Here is a 16,861-nt window from a genome sequence, read left to right on the forward strand (position 1 = left end):
GTGGTCGTAATGACAAAATCAAAAGCAAAAACAATCAATTCAGACAACACGGCAAAGACAACAAAGCTTGCCGTAACCGCTATGCTTGCGGCACTTTCGGCAGTTCTTATGTTCTTTGAATTTCCCCTCGGATTCATCGCACCTTCATTCTATGAGTTCGATTTTTCCGAAGTTCCCGTTCTTGTCGGAACATTCAGCATGGGACCGATTGCCGGTGTAGTAATTGAATTTGTAAAAATTCTCGTTAAGTTTCTTATCAAAGGCACAAGCACAGGCGGAGTAGGGGAGCTTGCAAACTTCCTCATCGGCTGTTCGTTTATTCTGCCGGCAGGCTTCATCTACAAGTACAAAAAAACAAGAGTCGGTGCGATTGTCGGAATGCTTACGGGTACGGTTGCAATGGCGGCTATCGGTGTGGTTCTTAACACATTTGTGCTTGTTCCGCTCTACTCGTCATTTATGCCGCTTACAGAAATTATCAAAATGGGACAGGCGATTTTCCCTGCAATTGACGGCACATTTACATTCTGCCTGTACTGCGTAGGTCCATTCAACATCATTAAGGGACTCATCATTTCGGTAGTTGTTTTTATAATCTACAAGCCGCTTTCAAGACTTATCAACAGCCTCGATGCCCTTCTTACAAAGAAGAAAAAAGCAACAGTTCAGTAAACCCGAAATTAATTTTTGGTTGACAAACAGCAAATTCAGGCGTATAATAGCATATGGTGTCGAAAGGCATCTATCACAGAGTAGAAATTTGTGCGTGAAGTGTTTTGCGGACGGGGAGTTGCCGCAAGAACGAAAGGTTTATCCTGCGGTACAGATTTCGCATCCCGCTGTTACTTTGGGACATATAATTCAGCGGGCAGAGCAATCTGTCCGCTTTTTTTCTTCCTGAAGCAACAACAGAGATTCAGGAGGTAAAAAATATGTCACAACTCAAAAAAATTCAAAGCTCTTTGCTTGAAATGAAGAGTATCTACGCTCTTGCGGCAATTGCAATGCTGCTTGCACTCCGTATTGTTCTTGGATTTTTTGCAAACAGCACACTTCCGTTTTTCGGAAACAATGTAAAGCTCAGCGCAGCGTTCCTTCCCATTGCCGTAACAGGCGTAATGTTCGGACCGATTCCTGCCGCAATTGTCGGTGCTTTGGGAGATATTCTTTCATTTATCATTGCTCCGACAGGCGCATATTTCCCCGGCTTTACAATCAACGGTTTTATTACAGGTTTTATCTACGGTATGTTTCTTTATAAGAACAATGTAACTCCGCTCAGAGTTGTTCTTGCATGGTTTACAAATATGCTCTGCGTTGAAACATTCCTTGCGGCTTTCTGGCTTTACACACTCTACGGCGGCGGTTCAACACCGTACACAGTTTATCTTACAGCAAGATTCATCAGCGTTGCCGTTAAGTGCATTCCCGAGATTATTCTTGTGTTTGCTCTTGGTAAGCTTGCAGGTAAAATTCGTGTGTTCCGCACGCAATAAAGAGAACCTGATGAAAAACTAATGCAAAACTTTAAGGTTGGAAATCGACTGCTCCCCGCAGTAGTTTCCAACCTTTTTTGTTTTTGTGAAAAATAATTTTTTGTAAACATAAATTCACCTAATTCGGGCATTGGAATTGTTTTTCTATCAAACTATCTGCTCGAATTGGGAACGGCGGCTCGCCGTGCTGGCGGATAATATCCGCCCCTACGAGATTGCTATTTCAAATAAATCAAAAGTCGGAAAGCAAATTTGAAATCTGCTTTCCGACTGAATTTTTTGTTATAAAATTTGACTGCACGATTAAGCCCACTTGAGGGTATCGTTGTAGAGATTGATGTAGTCCTGAGCCGAACGATCCCAACTGTTGTCGCTCATCATAGCACGCCACATAAGCTGATGCCAACCCTGGTCGTCCTGAATGCCCCACAATGCTCGTCTTACGGCAAGCTGCATATCTGCACATTCATAGTTTTTGAATGTGAATCCATTACCGTAGTTGTCGGCACTGTCGAAAACAGAGTCTTTAAGACCGCCAACCTCACGAACAACAGGAATTGTACCGTAACGGAGTGCAATCATCTGTGCAAGACCGCAAGGCTCCTGAGCAGAAGGCATAAGGAAAATATCTGCGCCTGAGTAAATCTTTCTTGCAAGTTCGGGAACATAGCCGTGACAGAAGCAAAGTCTGCCCGGATACTTCGCCTGCATATAGTTGAAGTAGTCCTCGTACTCCTTGTCACCTGAACCGAGAATTACAAACTGCATATTTTCTGTGTCCATAAGCTCCTCAAGGCCCATTCTTACAAGGTCAAGTCCCTTGTGTGCAACAAGTCTTGTTACCATACCGACCAGCGGAACATCCCAGCGCTGTTCAAGACACAAACGCTCCTGCAAAGCACGCTTACATTCGCCCTTGCCGCTCATATCGTCCTTTGAATAATTGCGATAAAGCTGATAGTCTGTTTCGGGATTGTAGCTTTCTGTGTCAATACCGTTCTTGATACCGCAAAGCTTGTAATGACGAAGATTGAGTTCGTCATGAAGTCCCCAACTGAACCACGGGTCTTTAATTTCAGCCGCATAGCTTGGAGAAACAGTTGAAACACGGGTAGCTGTTTCGATAGCACCCTTCATCATATTGAGTTTGCCGTTCATTTCAAGAATCTTTGTTTCGGATGCAGGAATGCCGACGCACTCTGTGTTAACTTCCCAGCCGTATTCACCCTGATACTGGATGTTGTGAATAGTGAACAGACTCTTAATGTTATAGTACCATGGTCTGTGTGAATAGAACAGATAGTAGTAAACAGGAACAAGAGCCGTCTGCCAGTCATTACAATGAATGATGTCGGGATGGAAATCAATGTAAGGAAGCATTTCAAGAATTGCACGGGAGAAGAAAGCAAATCTTTCAGCGTCATCATAATGACCGTAGAGAGTGCCTCTCTTGAAATAATATTCGTTATCAATAAAATAGTATGTACAGTCATTCCATCTTGCCCAGAACAAACCGCAATACTGATGACGCCATGCAACCGGCACGGTAAAGTTTGTGATGAAGTTCATGGAGTTTTTAAGTTCCTGCGTAATTGTGCCGTAAAGCGGAACAACAATTCTGCAATCCTGACCTTTTCTGCAAAGTGTGTGCGGAAGACTTCCTGCTACATCAGCAAGTCCGCCACTGCCGCAGAAAGGATTAGCCTCTGAAGCACAGTATAAAATTCTCATTGTAAGATTACCTCCTGTTTAAACAACTTTATACAACAGATTTTTTAGCAATATAAATGGGGTACGAATCATATCCCATAAGTGATCGACCATCCTTGATGGTAACATCCTTATCTATGATAACATAGTTGAGGTTGGTATTGCAACCTATTTTTGTGTCCTGCATTACAATACAGTTAGAAAGCTTTGCGCCTTCGCCGACATAAACACCCTTTGAAATAACGCAGTTCTCAACCTCACCGTTGATAACACAACCCTGTGCAATGATTGAATTTTTCACATTGCTTGTAAGTCCGTAGCGTGACGGAGCGTCATCTCTTACCTTTGTATAGATAGGTCTTTGCGGATTGAAAAGCTCATCCCTTACTTCTTTTTTCATAAGATCCATATTGAACTCAAAGTAATCGTTGATTGAGCTGATTGCCGCACAGTAACCCTTATTTTCATAAGCATAAATACTGTATTTGCCCAGACTGCTCTGAAGAAGTCGCTTTACATCAAGCTGATTAACGCTGATGGCATTTCGGATTTCACTCATAAGAAGGTCTTTCTTGATGAGAATAGAGCCGTATGCGTGGTTGAATACCCCTTTGTCAACAACACCGGGCTTTACAAAAATCTGATTTACCTTGCCGTCATTGTCTACATCAAGGGTAATCGGTCTGTCGTAGCCCTGCGGAATTGCATGATTCTTATATATAAGTGTAATGTCTGCCTTCTTCTTTGAGTGGAAGTCAAAAACATCTGTGTAATCAATGTTAGTAATTACATTGCCCTGTGAAATAAGCACATACTCCTCACGGCAATGCTCAATGTAGCCGTGCATATTGTAGATTGTTTCAACAAAGCTTGAAAAAGCCTTGCCGTCATATGGTGGGAGAATTGAAAGATTGCTCCTTCTCTTTGAAAGGTCATATGCACTGCCCGAACCCACATGATCCATAAGTGACTGAAAGTTGCTTTTTGCAACTATGCCTACATTGCTGATACCTGAGTTTGACATATTTGAAAGGTCAAAGTCGATAATTCTGTATTTTCCGCCGATCGGAACGCTTGCAGTTGTTCTTGAAGATGCAAGCTCGGGGATTTTGTCGTCAAGTGTTGCCGCAAAGATGAAACCGAGTACATTATTACTTCTCATTGCCGTCCACCTCCGTGTCGCTGTCTATCATGGTTTTTGCTTTGATAACTGTGTTTTCTTTGATAACGGTATTTGCACCGACAACAGTAATTCCCCAGTCGTCAATATTTTCCGTTTCTTCGGGGTTTTGTCCGACTTTTGCATTTTTGCCTACAACGGTGTTTTCGGCAATGATAGCAAACTGAACCTCGGCACCGTCCTCAATTACCGCACCGGGCATGATGATTGAAGAATTAATCGTAGCATTTTTACCGATTGTAACACCTGCAAAGAGAATTGAGAACTCAAGGTTGCCGTAAACATTGCATCCGTCGGCAACGAGTGAATTTTGGATTGACGCCTCGTTTGAAACATAGTGCGGAGGCATCATCGGGTTTCTTGAGTAGATATCCTTGAGGTCTAAAGTAACCTTTGGATCGAGAAGATCCATATTAGCCTCCCAAAGGCTGTCGATTGTTCCCACATCTTTCCAATAGCCTTCAAAAGGATATGCAAACATGCGCTCACCTGCGTCAAGCATGGCAGGGAGGACATCCTTACCGAAATCGTGGCTTGAACCCTCTTTGAATTCATCCTCCGTAAGATACTTTTTAAGTTCCTTCCAGCTGAAAATATAGATGCCCATTGAAGCGTTAGTGCTTTTCGGATGAGCAGGCTTTTCTTCAAATTCGTAGATTGAGCCGTCCTCATTTGTGTTGAGAATACCGAATCTTGAGGCTTCTTCAAGCGAAACATCAATTACCGCAATTGTACAAGCGGCATTCTTTTCCTTATGATATTCAAGCATCTTGTTGTAGTCCATTTTGTAGATATGGTCGCCCGAAAGGATGACCACATATTCAGGATTATAACGCTCAATGTAGTTGATATTCTGATAAATTGCATTGGCTGTTCCCGAATACCAGTCTGCGCCGTCAACAGCCTGATAAGGGCTGAGACAGTTTACACCCGAGTGCATACTGTCAAGATCCCACGGCTGTCCGTTTCCTATGTATTCGTTAAGAACAAGAGGCTGATACTGTGTGAGAATACCTACAGCGTCAATGCCTGAATTTACACAGTTAGATAACGGGAAATCAATAATACGATATTTGCCGCCAAACGGTACGGCAGGCTTTGCAAGCTTTTTGGTAAGCACGCCAAGACGAGAGCCTTGACCGCCGGCAAGCAGCATAGCCACTACTTCCTTTTTTGGAAACATCTTAAAATACCTCCGATATTTATTTTATTATCTTTATTAAACTTATTAATTACAGTCTTGTGACTGAAAATATCAATTTTCTTTCTGAGCTTCATCGGGTTCAAGTTCTTTTGCACACCTCAGATAGATTACACTGAGAGGGGGGAGAGTGAGTGAAAGTCCCTGATCAAAACCGTGAATTTTCATTACCTCGGTTTTGATATTATTACCGTTTACAACACCGCTTCCGCCGAAACGCTCTTCATCAGAGTTGAAAACCTCGTCATAAAGACCGTATTTAGGAACACCGATGCAGTATTCGTCACGCCTGATGGGCTGAAAATTACATACCGAAACAATTTCATCACCGTTTTTGTCGGTGCGCTTGAATGCAATAACACTGTTTGTGTAATCGTCATGGTGAATCCAGTCAAAGCCTTTCCAGACCGTGTCAAGCTCGTAGAGCGGCTTGCAGTCAAGATAAAATTTGTTGAGCTCCTTAAAAAATGTTCTGAGCTTTTTATGCTTTTCAAATTCAAGCAAATCCCATTGAATTGCCTCTTCGTGATTCCACTCGTCAAACTGTCCGATTTCAGTTCCCATGAACACGAGTTTCTTGCCCGGATGAGCGTACATATATGTTATGAATGCTCTCACGCCTGCAAACTGCTCGTCATACTTTCCGGGCATCTGCTTTATGAGTGAGCCTTTGCCGTGAGAAACCTCGTCGTGTGAAATCGGCAGAAGGAATTTTTCTGAAAAAGCATAATAAAAGCTGAAAGTAAGACTGTCATGATTGAACGGCCGCCACATCGAATTGAGTGACATATAGTGCAGCATATCGTTCATCCAGCCCATGTTCCACTTGAAGTCGAAACCAAGACCGCCGTCCTCTATTTTATGAGTAAGCTTTGGCCACGATGTGTTTTCTTCAGCAAACATCATAACATCGGGGTGGTACATATGAACAGCCGTGTTGAGTCTTTTTACAAAATCAACGGCGTCAAGATTTTCTTTTCCGCCGAATTTGTTCGGTTCCCATTCGCCCTCGGTTTTACCGTAATCGAGGTAGAGCATAGAGGAGAGTGCGCCGATTCTCAAGCCGTCAATATGATATTTGTCGAGCCAGAACATTGCGCATGAAACAAGAAAACTTGTAACCTCGAATCTTGCGTAGTTGAAAAGGCAGGTTCCCCATGAGTCACGCTTGCTTGTTTTTGGATCGTTGCTTTCATAAAGAGGTGAACCGTCAAACCTTGCAAGTCCGAAATCGTCCGTCGGAAAATTTGACGGAACCCAGTCAAGAATCACACCAATGCCTTCACCGTGAAGCTTGTCAACAAAAGCCATAAAATCAGACGGTGTGCCATAGCGTGAAGTCGGGGCATAGTAGCCGGTTGTCTGAAAGCCCCAGCTGCCGTCATAGGGATGCTCCATAATCGGCATGAGCTGAACATGGGTGTAGTGCATCTCCTTTAGGTAGGGGATAAGCTCATCGGCAAGCTTTTGATAGTTAAAAAAGTTGCCGTCAGGATATTTTCTCCATGAGCCTGCATGTATTTCATAAATATTCATCGGTGACGATGAAATGTTGTTTTCTTTGCGTTTATTAAACCATTCGCTGTCATTCCACGAATAGCTTTCTATATCATATACAACAGAGGCCTGACCGGGGCGGGTTTGAGCATGAAAAGCATACGGATCTGCTTTCATAAGCCTGTCGCTGTATTCGCTTTCAATGCAGTATTTGTATGTACAAAACTCTTTTACACCCTCGACAAACACTTCCCACACACCGTAACCGATGTTATACATATAGTTTGCCTCGTTGTTCCAATTATTAAAATCGCCTGCAACCGAAACGCTCCTTGCGGTTGGCGCCCACACACGGAACACCACTCCGTTTTTGTCGTTACGGTTCACGAGGTGTGCGCCCAAAAAATCATATGCACGCACTGAATCGCCGGTGTGAAAAACTTCAAGAGCCGGTCTTGCCTCGTTAAAGCTGTAATTCATAAGAATTGCTCCTTGTTTAATATCTGTTGATTGTTGATTGTTTGCTCACACTTATATAATACCAAAATTATATGTCAATTTCAAGCAAATTCAAAAAATTTAAAACTAATTTTTCGTGTATATTTTATAAACTGCGACTAAATGTTACATTTTAAAGCATAATTTTACGAATAAAGAAAAATAAGGATAAATATCTTCTGAAAAGGAAAACAAAAAGGGCTGTCCAAAAAGGACAGCCCAAAGAATAATCTGTAAATTCAGATTAGCCAAGCTCAGCGAAATACTTAATTGTTCTTACCATCTGGCTTGTGTATGAGTTCTCGTTGTCGTACCAAGAAACAACCTGAACCTCATAAAGATCATCAGCAATCTTTGATACCATTGTCTGTGTAGAATCGAAGAGTGAACCGAATCTCATACCGATTACATCTGAAGAAACGATCGGATCTTCGTTGTAACCGAATGACTCAGAAGCGGCAGCCTTCATAGCAGCGTTGATACCTTCAACTGTTACATCAGAACCCTTAACAACAGCTGTAAGAATTGTTGTTGAACCTGTCGGAACAGGAACACGCTGTGCAGAACCGATGAGCTTACCGTTGAGCTCAGGAATTACAAGACCGATAGCCTTTGCAGCACCTGTTGAGTTAGGAACGATGTTAGCAGCACCTGCTCTTGCTCTTCTCTTGTCGCCCTTTCTGTGAGGACCGTCAAGAATCATCTGATCGCCTGTGTAAGCGTGGATTGTTGACATGATACCGCTCTGGATTTCTGCATACTTGTTAAGTGTGTCAGCCATAGGAGCGAGGCAGTTTGTTGTACATGAAGCAGCTGAAATGATTGTATCGTCAGCTGTAAGAGTCTTTTCGTTTACGCTGTAAACGATTGTCTTGAGGTCGTTGCCTGCAGGAGCAGAAATAACAACCTTCTTAGCGCCGGCATCAATGTGAGCCTGGCTCTTTGCCTTTGATGTATAGAAACCTGTGCACTCGAGAACTACATCAACACCGAGTTCGCCCCAAGGAAGCTCAGCAGCGTTTGGCTTAGCGTAGATTGTGATCTCTTTGCCGTCAACGATGATTGAGCCTTCGCCGGCCTCAACTGTGTGAAGGTTTTCACCGATCTTACCGCAGTAGCCGCCCTGTGCTGTATCGTACTTGAGAAGGTTTGCGAGCATAGCAGGATCTGTAAGATCGTTGATAGCTACTACTTCGTAACCCTCAGCACCGAACATCTGTCTGAAAGCAAGACGACCGATACGGCCGAAACCGTTAATTGCAACTTTTACTGACATAAAAAAATTCCTCCTAAAATTCTAAGGTGCTTCTATTATATTACATTTTTTTCATTTCTTCAATAGCTTGACAAAAATTTAACGAAAAATTTTTGAGTTTTTTACAAATACGGTAAAAAACACGGTCACATTTTGCTTTTTTAAGGCAAATTTAAGCTGTAACCGTCAAAAAGCTGTAATCTTTTTTATTTCCGTAATAATTATCTGCAAAATTCCCGTGCTTATTCTTGACAATTTGGTTATTTTATTATAAAATTGTATAGTCCGTTGATGCGGATTTTGGCAAAAGTACAGTTTTTGACTTTTGCGACTTTTTTAATCAGACTCTTTAAAAGAGCCGTCATATATAGATATTTTTTATAATTTTTATGGCGTTTCGCCTTTTGAAACGTTCTGTGCAACCTGTACGGTGTTTTGCGGTTGCGTATGTATATATAATGTATTAAAAATATTTACAAAGTAAAAATGAAAATTGAATATCTTTTTAACGGCACCTTTAAAGTCTAATTGATTGGGAACTGTGAAATATTAAAAAATCAAACTAAGGAGGTGTCCAGATTGCCATTGTGGATAAGTATTATCTGCATTGTCGCCGCAGTTGTTATCGGCGCAGGTGCAGGTATTTTCCTTGGAATTGCCATCCGCAAAAACACTGCCGAGAAAGAAATCGGAAGTGCTGAGGAGGAGGCAAAGAAGATTGTGGCTGATGCAATCAAAACAGCCGAAGCAAGGAAAAAAGAAGTAGTCCTTGAGGGTAAAGACGAGGTTCATCGTTTCAGAAACGAGAGCGAGAAAGAAATTTCCGATCGACGCAAGGAAGTTCAGCGTCAGGAGAGAAGAATCCAGCAAAAGGAAGAAACTCTTGACAAAAAGCTTGACAATATGGAACGCAAGGAAGAAAAGGTCAACAAAAAGCTTCGTGATGCAGATGCAAAACTCGAAGAAGTTGAAACTCTGAAAAAGAGCCAGTTTGAAATGCTTGAAAAAATTTCGGGCTACACGGCAGAACAGGCTAAAAGCTATTTGCTTTCACAGCTTGAAAATGAGCTTGCTCACGAGAAGTCGGTTAAGATTATGGAATATACCGAACAGCTCAAAGAGGAAGCAGACGACAAGGCAAGAAACATTATTTCGCTTGCAATTCAGCGACTTGCAGCTGAGCAGGTTTCAGAGGCAACAATTTCGGTTGTTCCTCTGCCCAATGACGAGATGAAGGGCAGAATCATCGGTAGGGAAGGCCGTAACATCAGAGCCATCGAAACTCTTACGGGTGTTGATCTTATTATTGATGATACACCGGAGGCTATCACGCTCTCATGCTTTGAGCCTGTAAGAAGAGAAATTGCAAGAATTGCACTTGAAAAGCTTATTGCAGACGGCAGAATCCATCCCGCAAGAATTGAGGAGATGGTTGAAAAGGCAAGAAGAGAGGTTGAATCCGAAATCAAGCGTACAGGTGAGAGAGCCGTGCTTGACGCAGGTGTTCATAACATTCATCCGGAGCTTGTCAAGCTTCTCGGCAGACTTCGTTACCGTACAAGCTACGGTCAGAATGTACTTGATCACTCTCTTGAAGTTTCATACATTGCAGGTATGATGGCAAGCGAGCTTGGTCTTGATCCTACAATTGCTAAGCGTGCGGGTCTTTTGCACGATATCGGTAAATCCATTGACCATGAGGTTGAGGGAACACATATTCAGATTGGTGTCGATCTTGCCAAAAAGTATAAGGAAAGCGACGCTGTTATTCACGCTATTCACGCTCACCACGGTGATGTTGAGGCGAGAACAATTGTTGCCTGTCTTGTACAGGCGGCAGACGCTATTTCAGCCGCAAGACCGGGCGCAAGAAGAGAAAATGTTGAAAACTACATTAAGCGACTCCAGAAGCTTGAAGAGGTTGCGTCTTCTTTTGACGGTGTTGAGCGTACCTTTGCAATTCAGGCAGGTCGTGAGGTTAGAGTTATGGTTAAGCCTGAAATTGTAAATGATGAGCGTATGATTCCGCTTGCAAGAGATATCTGTAAAAAAATCGAAGAAGAGCTTGAATATCCCGGACAGATTAAGGTTAATATTATCCGTGAAAGCAGAGCGTCCGATTTTGCAAAATAAAATATCTTGATTTTAACTACGGTTGACAGGACTATGTTGACCGTAGTTTTTATTTTGTAGGTACGATATTATCCGCCAGTACGGCAAGCCGCCGTACCTGATTCGTGTAGATAGGTTCATTAAATGAAAAATTGAAAATTGAAAATGGAAAATTGCGGTCGGGAAGATGGTTTGCAATATAAAAAACATATTATGCCCGAGCGTAGTATAGTAGCTGTTTGCACAATTTAATGTAGCGGCGAACGAGGTTCGCCGCTACAAACGCTACAAAGAATATACTGTAATCAAAAAAATAATTTGCAAGAAAATTAAATAAACTTGCAAAAATTAAATTTGTGCCGTAGCTTAGATTTTTGACCTGTTATTGTAAACTGTAATTTAAAAAACAGCAAAAAACTTTAAAAAATATTCAAAAAAGTATTGACAATCAGCCGTTAAGGCTTTATAATTCAAGACAGTAAGGCAAAGGTCTTACGAAGTTTTCGGAAAACTGAATATAAAAAGGACAAGGAAGTTCACTTTGGTTTCTTCTGATTTTGCAACAAATTTTTAAAAACTTGCAAAATCGGATAAAAACATTGTGAGCTTTATTTTTTTGCTTCGGCAAAAACGGTTTATGTGGAGGTTAAAAATGGATTCAGGAAATATAGGCTTTGTGCTGCTTTGTGCGGCTTTCGTATTTGTAATGACTCCGGGTCTTGCAATGTTCTACGGCGGTCTTGTACGAAAGAAAAATGTTGTAAACACAATGATGACATCAATTTTTATTATCGGTGTCGGAATTGTTATGTGGGTGCTTTTCGGTTATTCGCTTTCGTTTGCTCCGTCGGGAAATGCTTTTATCGGTGATTTCCGTTGGCTCGGTCTTGAGGGTGTTTCACTCACGGAGGGCTACACGGATGATGCGTCAATTCCGAATATGGTATTCTCAGCGTTCCAGATGATGTTTGCCGTAATCACTCCTGCTCTTATCACGGGTGCGGTTGCAGGCAGAATGAAGTTTAAGTCAATTTTTGTTTTCACAATTTTCTGGTCGCTTATCGTTTATTATCCGCTCGCTCACATGGTGTGGGGACAGGGAGGACTTTTAGGTGCAGACGGTATTGGTGCTCTCGACTTTGCAGGCGGCGATGTTGTACATATCAGTTCGGGTGTTTCGGCACTTGTACTTTGCATACTCCTCGGCAAGCGTCACGATTATGAACATTCAATTTACAGAATTCACAATATCCCGACAGTTGTACTCGGTGCATCGCTTCTTATGTTCGGTTGGTTCGGCTTTAATGCGGGTTCTGCACTTGCCGCCGACGGTCTTGCGGCTCACGCATTTATGACAACAGGTGTTTCAGCCGCAGCCGCAATGCTCTCGTGGATGCTCTGCGATATTATCAAGAACAAAAAGCCTACGCTTATCGGCGCAAGCACGGGTATGGTTGCAGGTCTTGTAGGTATCACGCCCGGTGCCGGCTTTGTTCCAATGTGGGCGGCAGTTATTATCGGTTTGACAACAAGCCCCGTTTGCTATATTATGATTTCATACGGCAAGAAAAAATTCGGCTTTGACGATGCGCTTGACGCATTCAGCTGTCACGGTACAGGCGGTATCTGGGGCGGACTTCTCACAGGTGTGTTCTCATGCACGGCAATCAACAGCAGTGCAGGTAACGGTCTTGTGTACGGTGAGTTTGCACAGTTCGGTGCTCAGGCGGCAGGTATCGGCATCACAATTGTAATTGCGGTTGTCGGAACACTCATCTGCTACGGCATCACAAGACTTCTTACAGGCAAAATCAGGGTTGACCTCAGAGATGAGCTTATGGGACTTGATGTTTCACAGCACGGTGAAGCTGCTTATCCGTCATTTAACGGTCTTGACAACTAACGGAGGTTTTAAAGTATGGAAAACAATAACGATATTCAGCTTATAAAAATAGAGGCCGTTGTTCGTGAAGAAATGTTTGTAGATGTCAAAAAGGCTCTCACGGATATCGGCGTAAACGGAATTACAGCGTATCAGGTTGTCGGTTGCGGAATTCAGCGAGGTATGTCGGAGTATGTAAGAGGACAGAAGGTTGATGTTCAGGTTTTGCCGAAAATCAAGTTTGAAATTGTTGTTTCTTCCGAAGAATGGGAGAGAAAAACAATTGAGGCAATCAGAAAAACAGCCTTTACGGGCAACCCGGGTGACGGTAAAATATTTACCTACTATCTTAAACAGGCGGTTAAAATCCGTACGGGAGAAACAGGCTACGATGCAATTCAGACCCCCAACTTTGACGACTGATATTTTCCTATTTTCCTATATCAAAAAAGTGCGTACCGAATTTCGGTACGCACTTTTTGCTTGTAAAATTGTTTATCTTCTTATTGTAATATCTTCCGGGCTGACAGTGTTGTCACGAAGCCGATTGTAATAATCGGGATTTGAATGCTTTATACTTATCGGCTTTAGCTCGGGAGTTGCAAAACAGTGTGTTGTTCTGCCTGTTGCAGAAAGTTCTCCGTTTATATTGTTGAAGATTTTATAGTCAAAAATCATTCTTGAACCCGTAAAAAATACAAGGCTTACTTCAACGGAAAACTCATCGCCGAATTTAAGCGGCTTTTTGTAACGGGCATATGCGTCAACATTTGGAATATACAATCCTTTTGACTGCATTTCGGCAACATCACAACCGATGTCGTGCATATACTGGATTCTTGCATCTTCAAAATATCTGATATAATTTGAGTGATGAACAATGTTCATACAGTCTGTTTCATAGTATGAAACCTTTGATTTGTATAATTTCTCGGTCATATTTTCTCCATTACATATATACGGAAAATCCGTAATTATTTTTTAAGCAACAAACCGTTTTTAAGGTCCTCTGCTGCCTGTTTTTTTATTACAAAATGCTGTTTCTTGCCTGTAGCAGTTTGCGGAAGTTCATTGACAAAACGGTAGTATCTCGGAGCCTGATATTTTGAAATATTCGGTGAGCTGTCGCAGAAATTGATAAGCTCGGCAACCGTAAGGCTTTCGTCAGCTTTTATTACATATGCCGCAACGCACTCGCCTCTTGTTGAATCGGGAACACCTGTTACGATACATTCCTGAACCTTCGGGTGTGAGTTGAGAATTTCCTCAATTCTTGCAGGATAAATATTTTCGCCTTTGCTGATAATCATATCATCTTTTCTGCCTGCAATTGTAAAAAACTGCTCGCTGTTCCAAGTGCCGATGTCGCCTGTGTACATCCAACCCTTGTAGAACTTGTCTTTTGTAGCCTTTTCGTTATTTACATAGCAGTAGGTAGTTTTGTTCGGACATTTGATGATGATTTCTCCCTCTGTTTTGTTATCGCAGGGGACTGTGTCATCGGGCTCTGCTTTTCTGTCGTCATAAACATTTACAAGTCGTACCTCATCATCTGTGCATGATCTGCCTGCCGAACCTGCCATTTCAGGAAGGTCATACGGACGAAGAAATGTATTCCAGAAAGATTCCGTTGTGCCGTAGCCGTTAAAAATGTTGGGAGAGAGAAGCTCCTGATAGCGGATGCAAGCGGCTTTTTCAAGCGGACTGCCCATGGTAATAATGCCCTTTAGCGAAGAAAGGTTTTTCTGATGTTTTTCCTGACGGTTTGCAAGCATCTCAAGAGTTGACGGAACACCTGTGATGAATGTAATGCCGTATTTTTCGATAAAGTCCATGCAGCTTCTCGGGTTGAATGTTCTCATAATCACAAGACACGCACCTGCATAAAGGGTAGGTGTAGGACCACCCGAATGAATACCGCCACGGTGAAACCACGGCGTCATATTCATCGTAATGTCAACGGGTGAGAGCGGAAAGTGCATAATTACATCGTGAGCCGAAAGAACTTCGTTGATTGCGTTAAGCGGAACACCCTTTGGAGTGCCTGTTGTACCCGAGGTCTGAAGTCTCAAAACCTCGTCATAAATATGCGGCGCATAGTCAACAGGCGGATTTTCGTCACTGCTGTCCTTGATGTAATCGTCAAAGAAAATGTGTCCTTCGGGAAGAGTTACTTCCTTTTTGGAATTATTAACGCAGAGAACCAATTTTGGCTTATGCTCGCAGATTTCAAGAGCCTGTACGGCTGTTTGCATAATGTCTGCATCATAAACATAAACAACAGGCTTGTTGTGTCCCATAATTTCTGCGGTTTCGCCCGGTGATAGGTTAAAGTTAGCGGGATTTGAGATTGCACCGAGTTTCTGCGGCGCAATGTAACCGAACAAAAACTGCGGTGAGTTGTAAAGCTGCATAAACACGATGTCGTTTTTCTTGACGCCGTCTTTTTTCATAGCGTTTGCAAATCTGTTTGCATCGGCATTAAGTTCTTTGTAGCTCCATGTTCTGCCGCTCTGAGGATCAATTGCAGCAGGTTTATCCGAAAAGCGTCTTACATTTCTCATAAAGCCGTTAAGCCATGTAAATTCACTTTCAAATGTTTCTCTGAACATCTGTGAATCATATGTTAAATTCATAATATCCCCCTGTCCTATTATGTATGGGTGTACATTATTTTATACACACATATGTGTGTTGCTTGTATGTTGTTTTGTCGGCAGATTATTTGCCGTATTTGCCTACGATAATACTTGAGTTCTGACCGCCGAATCCGAATGCGTTTGACATGGCAAAGTTGATTTCGGCTTTCTTTGCGGTATTTGCAACAAAGTCAATGCCGGCACATTCGGGATCAACCTCGTTGAGATTGATTGTAGGCGGAACTGTGCCTGTTTCAATAGCCTTGACACAGGTAATTGTTTCTGTAATACCGCCTGCGCCCATCATATGACCTGTTGCGCCCTTTGTTGAGCTTACATAGGGGAGAGTGTTGCCGAAAACCTTCTTGATTGAAGATGTTTCAACTGTGTCACCCTTGTTTGTTGCAGTACCGTGGGCATTGATGTAGCCGATGTCGGAAGGATTGATTCCTGCCTCTGCAATTGCCTGTTTCATACAAGCGATTGCACCTCGTCCTTCGGGATGCGGAGCAGTTACATGGTAAGCGTCATCTGTGTTGCCGCAACCTCTGATTTCTGCATAAATCTTTGCACCTCTTGCAAGAGCGTGTTCCTCTGTTTCAAGAACGAGCGCACCGCCGCCTTCACCTATTACAAAACCGTCACGGGTAACATCAAACGGACGGCTTGCAGTGCTTGGTGAATCGTTTCTTCTTGAAAGAGCTTTTGCGTTGGCAAGCGAATAAATTACAAGAGGACAGAGAACGGACTCTGCTCCTACTGCGAGCATAATATCAGCCTTGCCGCTCTGCATACACATACAAGCTGTGTTGATTGCGTCACCGCCTGACGAACAAGCTGTGCTTACCGTAAAGCTCGGTCCCTGAATATTGTAGTCGATTGCGATATTTGCGGCGGCAATGTTTCCGAGAATTTTGGGAATAAAACGAGGACCTACCTTTTTGTGTGATGCGCCTGTGAGTGCCTCCTGAGTATATGCGATTGTTGCAATACCTGCCATTGCAGTACCCATAACAATACCCGTTCTTTCGGGTTCAATCTCGATTCCGCTCTGTTTCATGGCTTCCTCAGCCGCAATATAAGCGTATTGCATAAATGGATCTGTTTTTCTGATTAAATCCTTTGGAAGATAGTCGGACGGATTAAAGTCCTTTACTTCGCCGGCAATCTGAACAGCGAGTTCAGACGGATCAAAAGTCTTAATTGTGTCAATGCCCGATGCACCTGCCGTGATATTATTCCAGTAGTTTTCAACACCGATGCCGACAGGTGTTACCGCACCCATACCGGTTACAACTATTTTCTTCATTCGTTAAGCTCCTTGTTTTAAAATAAGTTATTTACATTTTGCATATTATTATGCTATACTTGAATTGTACCAAATGTGGAAA

13 protein-coding genes and 1 riboswitch are annotated in these 16,861 nt (G+C 42.6%); of the genes, 5 read left to right on the forward strand and 8 right to left on the reverse strand.

Annotated elements, in window-relative coordinates; all coding sequences use genetic code 11:
- Nucleotides 1-9 precede the first annotated feature (9 nt).
- Together WMO31_RS00230 and WMO31_RS00235 are read left to right on the forward strand one after the other, a co-directional pair.
- Nucleotides 10-672: an ECF transporter S component gene (locus WMO31_RS00230; RefSeq protein WP_101070602.1), complete on the forward strand. Its 663-nt coding sequence runs from the start codon at nt 10-12 to the stop codon at nt 670-672.
- 74 nt (nt 673-746) lie between these two features.
- Nucleotides 747-844: riboswitch (THF riboswitch) on the forward strand.
- A gap of 88 nt (nt 845-932) precedes the next feature.
- On the forward strand, nt 933-1,496 hold the full coding sequence (locus WMO31_RS00235) for a folate family ECF transporter S component (protein ID WP_367998999.1): 564 nt from the start codon (nt 933-935) through the stop codon (nt 1,494-1,496).
- 303 nt (nt 1,497-1,799) lie between these two features.
- On the opposite strand, the gene glgA is transcribed toward WMO31_RS00235, so the two are convergent.
- The 5 genes from glgA to gap all read right to left on the reverse strand — a co-directional run bounded on the left by glgA (nt 1,800) and on the right by gap (nt 8,858).
- Entirely contained in the window at nt 1,800-3,227 is a 1,428-nt protein-coding gene (glgA, locus tag WMO31_RS00240; RefSeq protein WP_367999000.1) for a glycogen synthase GlgA, read from the reverse strand.
- Nucleotides 3,228-3,255: 28 nt separating this feature from the next.
- Complete coding sequence (gene glgD, locus WMO31_RS00245) at nt 3,256-4,368, reverse strand: glucose-1-phosphate adenylyltransferase subunit GlgD (protein WP_015523453.1); 1,113 nt, start codon at nt 4,366-4,368, stop codon at nt 3,256-3,258.
- On the reverse strand, nt 4,358-5,569 hold the full coding sequence (locus tag WMO31_RS00250; protein WP_015523454.1) for a glucose-1-phosphate adenylyltransferase: 1,212 nt from the start codon (nt 5,567-5,569) through the stop codon (nt 4,358-4,360). Before WMO31_RS00250 ends, glgD begins: the two co-directional genes overlap by 11 nt.
- 72 nt (nt 5,570-5,641) lie before the next feature.
- Nucleotides 5,642-7,564 (reverse strand): 1,4-alpha-glucan branching protein GlgB, encoded by a 1,923-nt coding sequence (gene glgB / locus WMO31_RS00255; RefSeq protein ID WP_367999001.1) that lies wholly within the window; start codon nt 7,562-7,564, stop codon nt 5,642-5,644.
- A 262-nt stretch (nt 7,565-7,826) separates the two neighbouring features.
- Complete coding sequence (gene gap / locus WMO31_RS00260; RefSeq protein ID WP_015523456.1) at nt 7,827-8,858, reverse strand: type I glyceraldehyde-3-phosphate dehydrogenase; 1,032 nt, start codon at nt 8,856-8,858, stop codon at nt 7,827-7,829.
- Between the two features lie 564 nt (nt 8,859-9,422).
- Here gap and rny point away from each other — a divergent pair.
- The 3 genes from rny to WMO31_RS00275 all read left to right on the forward strand — a co-directional run bounded on the left by rny (nt 9,423) and on the right by WMO31_RS00275 (nt 13,254).
- Nucleotides 9,423-10,970 carry a ribonuclease Y gene (gene rny, locus WMO31_RS00265; protein ID WP_101070614.1) on the forward strand — a complete coding sequence of 516 codons (1,548 nt, stop codon included), beginning with the start codon at nt 9,423-9,425 and terminating at the stop codon, nt 10,968-10,970.
- Between the two features lie 631 nt (nt 10,971-11,601).
- A complete protein-coding gene (locus WMO31_RS00270; protein WP_367999002.1) occupies nt 11,602-12,852 on the forward strand; it encodes an ammonium transporter in 1,251 nt (416 codons plus the stop codon).
- 15 nt (nt 12,853-12,867) lie between these two features.
- The gene (locus WMO31_RS00275) at nt 12,868-13,254 is read left to right on the forward strand and encodes a P-II family nitrogen regulator (RefSeq protein WP_015523458.1); all 387 of its coding nucleotides are present in this window, start codon (nt 12,868-12,870) and stop codon (nt 13,252-13,254) included.
- A 72-nt stretch (nt 13,255-13,326) separates the two neighbouring features.
- On the opposite strand, the gene WMO31_RS00280 is transcribed toward WMO31_RS00275, so the two are convergent.
- The 3 genes from WMO31_RS00280 to fabF all read right to left on the reverse strand — a co-directional run bounded on the left by WMO31_RS00280 (nt 13,327) and on the right by fabF (nt 16,779).
- Nucleotides 13,327-13,770 carry an acyl-CoA thioesterase gene (locus WMO31_RS00280; protein WP_337606228.1) on the reverse strand — a complete coding sequence of 148 codons (444 nt, stop codon included), beginning with the start codon at nt 13,768-13,770 and terminating at the stop codon, nt 13,327-13,329.
- A 35-nt stretch (nt 13,771-13,805) separates the two neighbouring features.
- Entirely contained in the window at nt 13,806-15,467 is a 1,662-nt protein-coding gene (locus WMO31_RS00285; protein ID WP_367999003.1) for a class I adenylate-forming enzyme family protein, read from the reverse strand.
- 85 nt (nt 15,468-15,552) lie between these two features.
- Entirely contained in the window at nt 15,553-16,779 is a 1,227-nt protein-coding gene (fabF, locus tag WMO31_RS00290) for a beta-ketoacyl-ACP synthase II (RefSeq protein WP_117886664.1), read from the reverse strand.
- Nucleotides 16,780-16,861 lie beyond the last annotated feature (82 nt).

Source organism: Ruminococcoides intestinale (assembly GCF_040095935.1).
Classification (GTDB): Bacteria; Bacillota; Clostridia; order Oscillospirales; family Acutalibacteraceae; genus Ruminococcoides; species Ruminococcoides intestinale.